The sequence below is a fragment of the Paenibacillus sp. N119s genome (genome assembly GCF_059447605.1).
Genome location: NZ_JCAJRU010000226.1, coordinates 1 through 7971, shown reverse-complemented (window position 1 = coordinate 7971; position 7971 = coordinate 1). Strand labels below are relative to the sequence as shown.

Sequence of the window (7971 nt, the reverse complement as noted above, 5' to 3'; positions counted from 1 at the left end):
GGACCCGCTGGAGCTACTGGCGCGATAGGCGCAACAGGACCCGCTGGAGCTACTGGCGCGATAGGCGCAACAGGACCCGCTGGAGCTACTGGCGCGATAGGCGCAACAGGACCTGCTGGAGCTACTGGCGCAACAGGCGCTCCTGGTATTTTTACTGCGTTTGACTGCACTACATTTTCAGGTCCAACTTTAACTGCAGCAGTTCCGACAGCGAATCTTGGATTTGTAACTGTAACTGTACCATCTGCTACGAGCACTGTTTGGCTTACCGCGTACTCGACATGGACTCCAAGTTCTGCAAATCCGACGATCACATTTAGTATCATCCGTGATGACGCTACCGTAATCGCAACTGCAAGCGATACTCCTGTTTCAGCAAATAGTCCTATTACGACTGCCTTGACTACCTGCGACGAAGCCCCACTCACTGGAACACACACTTATACTTTACAGGCTACTGGAAACGCCCTTTCTGGCGGACAGACAATCACTATTAATACGGGAGCTCTTACGGCAGCAGTTGCTAATACTTAATACCAGACAGGCAGCGCACACAGGGCATAAAGACGGTGCTGTTGCTTCTTGAGAAAGATAATTATTTCTCGCAGGGGTATAAGTAGATACTATAGAGAGCATTAAGGGTCTGTCTCGTGCTTGTTGCCTCAATTATTTTCTTCTAACTTTAGTTTACCCTGCTGGCTTAAAGCCGGTGGGGTACTTTTTTTGTTTACAGGAGTATCCTTATGACAAACGTAGCCTTTCCACACGATTCGCAAAAAAAGATATTGACAATTGGTTAATTACTGAGCAAAAATAGTAAATGATTATAAAATACTGGGATTTTTATGCGAGGGGTGGATATGGCATGGAACATACACCTACGATTCGAGCAGAATTAGACAGATTCCTACAACAAGAAGGTTTGAGCATGACGGAGTTTGGACATATAGCAGGCATGAATAGGGGGGCGGTAAGCGCCATTGTGTCAGGGAATAAGTCTATGTCTATTAACCAGCTTGACCTAATTACTGAGGCTATGGGCTTACCAGAAGGTCACTTTTATGATCTGTTTATAGAAAACTTTATCATCGACCATCCCCCGAATATGAGGCGAATCGAGCCGTTTTTGTTTCGCTGTGCGGAGTTGGGCAAGTTGGATGCAATCCGTCGAGTAGTGGGGGCCATCATGGATAATCTGCTATATTCGCCCAAGCTATTTGAAATTGCAGAAGAATTATTGTCGCAGGGACGAAATGAGGCTGCATTGCTGCTCTATGAGGGTGTAGCTGAAACGGAGAGATATCAACATTCTGAACGTTTGGCAGTCTGCCAATATCGAATATTCACGATTCAAATTGGAGACGATCAAAGCCAAAACGTTAGGGCAGCAGCAGTTTTTGAAGCTTTTGTCGAACGCCTAGATGATTTAGACCAACTTGACGCATTGAAGGACTTAGCTAACGTGTACAGGTCTTTGCGTAAATGGGATAAGGTTGATGAAATGGCGAGGAAAATGAGAGCTAAAGCCGAAATCCAATATACACTGAAACATCAACAGAACAGTCGAGAACACACTGAATCTACTGATAAGCTAAGCCGTCCATTGTTTGTATACATTTCCTATGCCGACCTGTTGTGTGCAAGTGTCTGTGAAGCCCGAGGCGATTATCAGCAAGCTCTACAATATACATACGCCTATGCTGATTTAGATTGGGTAATGGAGACTGATGAAGATACCCGGCACTGGATTAGCTTGTTCAAAAGTTGGGCAGAAGGTAATACTTATGTATATAAACTTTTATCAGGAGATATAAATGTGCTGCATGATTATGTTGAATATATTGTAGCGACATCAGCGACTAACGAAAACGAGAAGATATCAAAACTGCTCAATGTTATAATTGCCGCAAACCAATATAGCATAGATGTAGACGATATACTCAAACGATTTGAATCGGAGATTAATTCGTTTTCTGAACATCCTCTATCCGATGATATGTATACACAGCAAGTGATACCGGACTATATCGCGTGGTTTGGTTACGAGTTAGCTCATTATTATTTACATCGTGGTTCTTACAGTGATGGTTTTAAACATTTGATGTATTCAATGGTAAGTTATCATACACTAAATAATGAGACTTATTTCATTAATTGTATGGGGCTGTTTTCACATTTTCGGGAACATGCGTCTCATGAAACCAAAGCTAGTTTTTTAAATCTTATTGAAAAGGTGTGGATGACTAATGTTGAAAAAAACGGTACTGCTGATTATCGCGGCTAGCTTTTTGTTATTTATTATAACTGTGCCGGATGAAGCCTTAAATCACCATAGTATCCAGCCTCAGGTTACCATTGGAGGAGCTTAAACGTAAGCAAAGCAAGTCCCTGCTAACCTTAACTGGTCGGCGGGTTTATACATTGAAGGGGTTTCTACACAATCCATCAAATACCTATCCTGAGGTGATCAGCATGAACCATACATAATTGCGTTTACAAATTTCCAAACCAATTATACTGATAGGCTGTTTTCTCAAAGATTGCTGCTTTTATGATAAATAATTGTAACACTAAAATTATCTGATAAAATAATTATTATAGATTATAAAAGGAGGTCATCCGTTGTCAAAAGGACTTATTCACCATATAGAGATATATGTTTCAGATTTAAAAAATTCAATTAACTTTTGGGGTTGGTTTTTAGAGGAGTTAGGATATAATTCTTTTCAATCGTGGGAAAGTGGTCATAGTTGGAAATTAGGAGAGACATATATTGTTTTTGTTCAAGCGGAAGAACGTTTTATGGACATACCTTACCATAGATGTCGGGTAGGTCTAAACCATCTGGCATTTCACGCAAGTTCCCGTCAACAAGTAGATGATATGACAAAAAAATTAGAATGCAAGGGTGTTGAAATCCTTTATAGCGATAAGCATCCTTTTGCGGGCGGGGAAAAACATTATGCTGTTTATTTTGAAGACCCAGATAGAATTAAGGTTGAATTGGTAGCACCTTGACCTCTTAATGGTAGAGGTCTTTTATTATGCACTCCTTAATATCTCAACGGTTATTAAATTAGATTTTTGACGCGCTGAAATAAGCATTTGTTCTACTCGTTTTTCAAATGCCTACATTTTTTGCTTAATTCGAGCCAGCGGAACCAATAGAGACAGTTGTCCGAATAGTACGTTCCGACACCTTGGAAAGGTTCCATCCAGCTCTTTAAACAGCTATGGAAGTTGTTAACGTACTGAATGTGAAAAATCCCTTTCTTTACACGCTGTTTCTGTCGCTCATTAACAGTTTCGCGCTGTAATCCTTTTACCTTGGCAAACTTTTTTCCTTGTCTTTGTTGTTGTATTTCATCTCTATGTTAGCTCCTCTGTTTCCTTTTTATCTGACACTTAGCTAAAGGTGAAATCCAGCGAATTCATGAGCCTGAGTGAGAAAACTAAATCATATTGGGGGAGCGTAATGGGTTCATTGTCATTAGCCTCAACCGCTTACCTGTTTGCTCCGACTCCTGGCAACAGCTGGGGCATGATGCTTTTGCCATAATCCAAGACGTACTTATTAATCTCTGAGACAAGTTTTGTGTCCTTAGTTTTGTAGTGCACCTTGTTAATTACGAAGTAACCTGTACTAGAATATTGCTCATCACTCGAAAACATCAACGTAAAACGATAAAACAAAAAAGCCGCTAAAATAGCGACTTCAAATGGGACTATGCTCTTGTCTCCTGACAGTTAATCCAGATACAAAATCTCAATCTCGCCCGGAGCGAAGGATTGCTCTACGTAATTCCCCCCCCAATCACAAAGCGATCTCAAAATGGGTTCAAGTGATTGACCCAGTTCCGTCGTTGAATATTCCACCTTAGGCGGTACCTGATTGTACATCTTTCTGCGAATTAATCCGTCTGTTTCCAGTTCCCGAAGAGTTTGAATCAGCATCTTTTGCGATATATTATGAACGAGTCGCTTAAGCTCTCCCGTCCGTTTAGGTCCTTTTATTAAATAGTACAGAACAAGCCCCTTCCACTTTCCTCCGATAACCTCTAGTGTAACTTCCAGTTCACAGAAAAATGTTTTCATATCAATGCACCATCTCCCGATCTAAGAATATCCCCTTCATGTATCGCTTGATCCTTCAAAGATCACTGAAGGAAAAATTGAACGTTACATGGAGGGGATAATACAATCGCATTTAAGTTGATTTAAAAGTCTTTGTCGTTTGAAAATTATTATGTCCTGGTTAAACTTGAGCTACTCCGCCATCTACGAATAATTCAACGCCGTTCATATAGCTGCTTTCATTAGAGGCTAGGAACATGACAGCATTGGAGATCTCTTCAACCTGCCCCACTCTGCCGAGCGGAATATCATTTTTTGCCTGTTCCAGGAAATGATCTAGTTCAGAGCCAAATAACTCATCGTACGCCGGCGTTACGATTGTTCCCGGACTAAGGATGTTTATACGAATTTCGGTCCCTCTCATATCAAGAATCCAGCTGCGGACGAGCTGTCTGATCGCTGCCTTTGATGCACCATAGATACTAAACGCTGGCATCCCCGTCGAGCCAGCAGTGGATCCCGTTAGAATAATCGAACCTCTTTTATTTGGAAACAAAGCTAATGCCTTTTGTACTGTAAAGATGGTTCCTTTCACGTTGACATCGAAAGTCTTGTAGTATTGTGCTTCTGTAATTTCTCCTAATGGAAGAAATGACCCTAGTCCGGCATTTGCAAAGAGAATGTCCAAGTGTCCCTTTTCTCGCTTAACTGTTTCGAATAATATATCTAGATCTTCCGATTTAGATATGTCACCTCGGACACCTGTAACATTCTTTCCGATCTGCTTTACTGCTTCATCCAGTTCACGTTGTCTGCGTCCCGTGATAAAAACGTAAGCCCCTTCTTTTACGAACTGTTGTGCCGACGCGAGACCGATGCCGCTTGTACCTCCGGTTACAACTGCTACCTTCCCGTCAAATTTCCCCATTCTATTACACTCCTTTTATAATGATTTATCTGGTATAGGATGCTCTGTCTGCTTCATGAACCTCTCCTATGAACGATAGTATGGGGGAAAAGTTACAAGAAAAACAGTACTCACTTTTTTGTGATATAGTCACCAAAAAGTGATAATTGAGGCGGCACAAGCGTTTGTTTTTACAGCCTAACAGATGGAAGTGAGCTCCATTAAGTTTGAGATTGTATATGTGCTTTTAATTTCTGCCGGACTTATTTGTCCGGTTCTGTTGACCCAACAGGTGTCAATGCCCGACTGAAGACCACCTTTGATATCCGTATTTAATGAATCTCCAATGACAAGCGCATCCTTTCTATTAAATTCTGAAATATGACTTATGACGTAATTGAAAAATTCTTCCTTCGGTTTTTGATAACCAATGCTTTGCGAATCAAAGATATCCTCGAAAAACTTATATAGCCCAGACTGCTTCAAGCGTTTGATTTGCGTGTGAGTGATACCATTCGTGATTACGAACATTCGATGGGTCTTTGATAAGCGATGACAGACATCCATTGCGCCTTCCATAAGCAATTGGTTTCCATCTCCCAACAATTCTCTATACAAACCTTCCCATTCCAAGCCGACCACGATTCCCCCCATTCTCAACATTGTAAAAGAGGGCTCCATTAATTACTCACCACATGATACCACGTATTTGAACTATCCTGCCCGTTAGCTTAATGAAGCATCGTTAGTCTAATATTTTATTTTCTCAGTCTACAACTTTATTTTCACGGTTTATCAAGAGCTAAATATAAAAAAGTCAGATATAATAAAGGGTTCCGCATATTAGTCATGAACAATATGTGGAACCCTTTTTATTTAACTATCGTCTCCCGTTAGCGTAATAGCCTAATGCTGCAGTCACATATAATTCGTTTTTTGTTAATTACCCCTCATTCAAAGCGAAGTCAACAGCACATTCAGCATGAAGTCTTGTTGTGTCATAAATCGGTATACTGCAATCGTCTTGTGAAATGAGAAGCGTAATTTCTGTACATCCAAGAATAATAGCTTCTGCTCCCTGTTGAACAAGACTGTTGATGATTTTTAAGTAGGATTGCTTAGACTCTTCTTTTACAATTCCAAGACAGAGTTCTTGATAAATGATGTCATGTATAACCATTCTTTCTGCTTCATTTGGAACAATAACCTCAAGTCCAAAGCGTTCAATAAGTCTACCTTTGTAAAAATCTTGCTCCATAGTAAAAGCAGTCCCCAGCAAAGCCACCTTCTTAATATCATCCTTAACAATTTCGATTGCTGTTGAATCTGCGATATGAATTAAAGGGATAGATATCGATTCTTCTACTTCATGCGCCATTTTGTGCATCGTATTGGTACATATGAGTATTAAATCAGCTCCACCATTTTCTAGCTTTTGTGCGGAGTCAATCATAATTCTAGTGGCTTCAACCCAATTTCCTTGATGTTGTAAAGTCTTAATTTCTTGAAAATCTACCGAATACATGAGACTTTTAGCGGAGTGATGACCGCCTAACTTTTCTTTTACACGTTGATTGATTATTTGGTAATAGAGCAAAGATGACTCCCAACTCATTCCACCAATAAGACCTATAGTTTTCATGTGATTAGTACCTCCACTAAGTAATTAAAACATTATTTCACACTAAGCTTTACAATGCACTCTAAGTTTCTATCACAACTTAGAATAACTTTGGAATTGAAGGTATCGGGATACTATTTCCCGATATTTATTAAACTAACCTGCCCGTTAGCTTAACGTCGCGGTTCAGTCTACAGTTTTCAGCAGGCGACCGTAGGATGCTGCTATGAAGGATCTGGAGATGAGACGGAGGGACTTGAGACCATTAAGGCATCTGCCTTGTACTTGTTGCCTCAATTATTTTCTTCTACCAAATCTTCTACCGAAATACGGATATCTGTAATACCTGACGGAACCCTATTTATTGTTGGACAGGCTATAGGAGCTTTGTAAAACCCATCAAAACTTTATTTCAACGCACTCGTAATGCGTAGGCCAGGGGTTCAATTCCCTTCACCAGTATTCTATAAAACTCAAGCACAGCGCAGTTTCTATTTTTTTGGAAACCGCGCTTTTTTTATTTGGTGGATGAATACCGAAAGTGGGTCGCACCAAGCATTATTGCTAATAAATACATAAGTGCAACAATCCCAAAAATAGCTAGTGATGAAATGCAATCACTGATGCGAGCAGCATACTTGCTGCGGCGCTAAGATTAGCGCAGCTATCACCCAGTGGGTCAAAGACCTACAGGCTGGGAATATAAAAATGCAGACGGTACAGGACTTGGACCGTCTGATTGAGTTGGATATTAAGCTTCAAGAGGACGAGCTGTAAATCTGTTTTATTATCTTGCTAATCAATGCATAAATATATATTTATTAAATAATATTATGATTTTATTGAAAAATAAACTAAAAACGTGGAATCTTTTAGTAGAATGAAGTGGTAGTTTTAAAACAAATATAGAGAGGGATAAGCTTGAAGAAAAAACATTTTATTGTACCGGCCTTGGCTCTGGGTCTAATAGGGGGAGCTGTTGCAGTACCTAATACGATTTTTGCAGATTCAGATGCTGTAAGTAATTCTGCAAATACAATAACTTACGCGAACCAAGGTGAGGTAAAAACACCTAGTAATCATGATGTGAGTCTTTTTAAGAGAAAAGATCTTTTTAATGTGAACCTTGATGGAAAGTCGCCATTAACAGAGTTCTCCATATCTCCTGGATATGGTCATGTTAAGATTCGTGTAAAAAACAATAGCAAAACAACACTTACTTTTACCTTAAAGCATGTCGATAGTGGAGATTATTTACTTACCAAGTATGTAGGTGGTGGTGATACATTTAATTGGTATAGCATGGATGGGTTTCCAAACGGAATGCGCTCAGGAAAATATGAAATACAGTGGTGTGCTGGTGGGGCTT

At 40.0% G+C, this 7971-nt stretch carries 8 protein-coding genes and 1 pseudogene; 3 read left to right on the top strand and 6 right to left on the bottom strand.

The window, feature by feature from the left end:
• Positions 1-428 (bottom strand): hypothetical protein (locus tag AC5V8P_RS20730; RefSeq protein WP_495473818.1); only part of this gene is annotated, 428 nt, incomplete at its 3' end.
• Positions 429-865: 437 nt separating this feature from the next.
• Between AC5V8P_RS20730 and AC5V8P_RS20725 the strand changes: the two genes are divergently transcribed.
• Together AC5V8P_RS20725 and AC5V8P_RS20720 are read left to right on the top strand one after the other, a co-directional pair.
• The gene (locus AC5V8P_RS20725; RefSeq protein WP_063213923.1) at positions 866-2284 is read left to right on the top strand and encodes a helix-turn-helix transcriptional regulator; all 1419 of its coding nucleotides are present in this window, start codon (positions 866-868) and stop codon (positions 2282-2284) included.
• Between the two features lie 338 nt (positions 2285-2622).
• The gene (locus tag AC5V8P_RS20720; RefSeq protein WP_063213924.1) at positions 2623-3018 is read left to right on the top strand and encodes a VOC family protein; all 396 of its coding nucleotides are present in this window, start codon (positions 2623-2625) and stop codon (positions 3016-3018) included.
• Between the two features lie 24 nt (positions 3019-3042).
• On the opposite strand, the pseudogene AC5V8P_RS20715 reads toward AC5V8P_RS20720, so the two are convergent.
• From AC5V8P_RS20715 to AC5V8P_RS20695, 5 genes and pseudogenes are all read right to left on the bottom strand, one after another.
• A pseudogene (locus tag AC5V8P_RS20715) lies at positions 3043-3341 on the bottom strand (IS1595 family transposase); the annotation flags it as partial.
• 406 nt (positions 3342-3747) lie between these two features.
• The gene (locus tag AC5V8P_RS20710) at positions 3748-4095 is read right to left on the bottom strand and encodes a winged helix-turn-helix transcriptional regulator (protein ID WP_063213925.1); all 348 of its coding nucleotides are present in this window, start codon (positions 4093-4095) and stop codon (positions 3748-3750) included.
• 160 nt (positions 4096-4255) lie between these two features.
• Complete coding sequence (locus AC5V8P_RS20705; protein ID WP_063213926.1) at positions 4256-5002, bottom strand: SDR family NAD(P)-dependent oxidoreductase; 747 nt, start codon at positions 5000-5002, stop codon at positions 4256-4258.
• A gap of 177 nt (positions 5003-5179) precedes the next feature.
• Complete coding sequence (locus AC5V8P_RS20700) at positions 5180-5644, bottom strand: HAD-IA family hydrolase (protein ID WP_231116822.1); 465 nt, start codon at positions 5642-5644, stop codon at positions 5180-5182.
• 280 nt (positions 5645-5924) lie between these two features.
• A complete protein-coding gene (locus AC5V8P_RS20695; RefSeq protein ID WP_064796717.1) occupies positions 5925-6623 on the bottom strand; it encodes an aspartate/glutamate racemase family protein in 699 nt (232 codons plus the stop codon).
• Between the two features lie 900 nt (positions 6624-7523).
• Here AC5V8P_RS20695 and AC5V8P_RS20690 point away from each other — a divergent pair.
• Positions 7524-7971: hypothetical protein (locus tag AC5V8P_RS20690; RefSeq protein WP_495473817.1), on the top strand; the 448-nt coding region annotated here is incomplete at its 3' end.

Coding starts and splice junctions, on each gene's coding strand:
- AC5V8P_RS20725 (WP_063213923.1), top strand. CDS start 866: ATGGAACATACACCTACGATTCGAGCAGAATTAGACAGATTCCTACAA.
- AC5V8P_RS20705 (WP_063213926.1), bottom strand. CDS start 5,002: ATGGGGAAATTTGACGGGAAGGTAGCAGTTGTAACCGGAGGTACAAGC.
- AC5V8P_RS20695 (WP_064796717.1), bottom strand. CDS start 6,623: ATGAAAACTATAGGTCTTATTGGTGGAATGAGTTGGGAGTCATCTTTG.
- AC5V8P_RS20710 (WP_063213925.1), bottom strand. CDS start 4,095: ATGAAAACATTTTTCTGTGAACTGGAAGTTACACTAGAGGTTATCGGA.
- AC5V8P_RS20700 (WP_231116822.1), bottom strand. CDS start 5,644: ATGTTGAGAATGGGGGGAATCGTGGTCGGCTTGGAATGGGAAGGTTTG.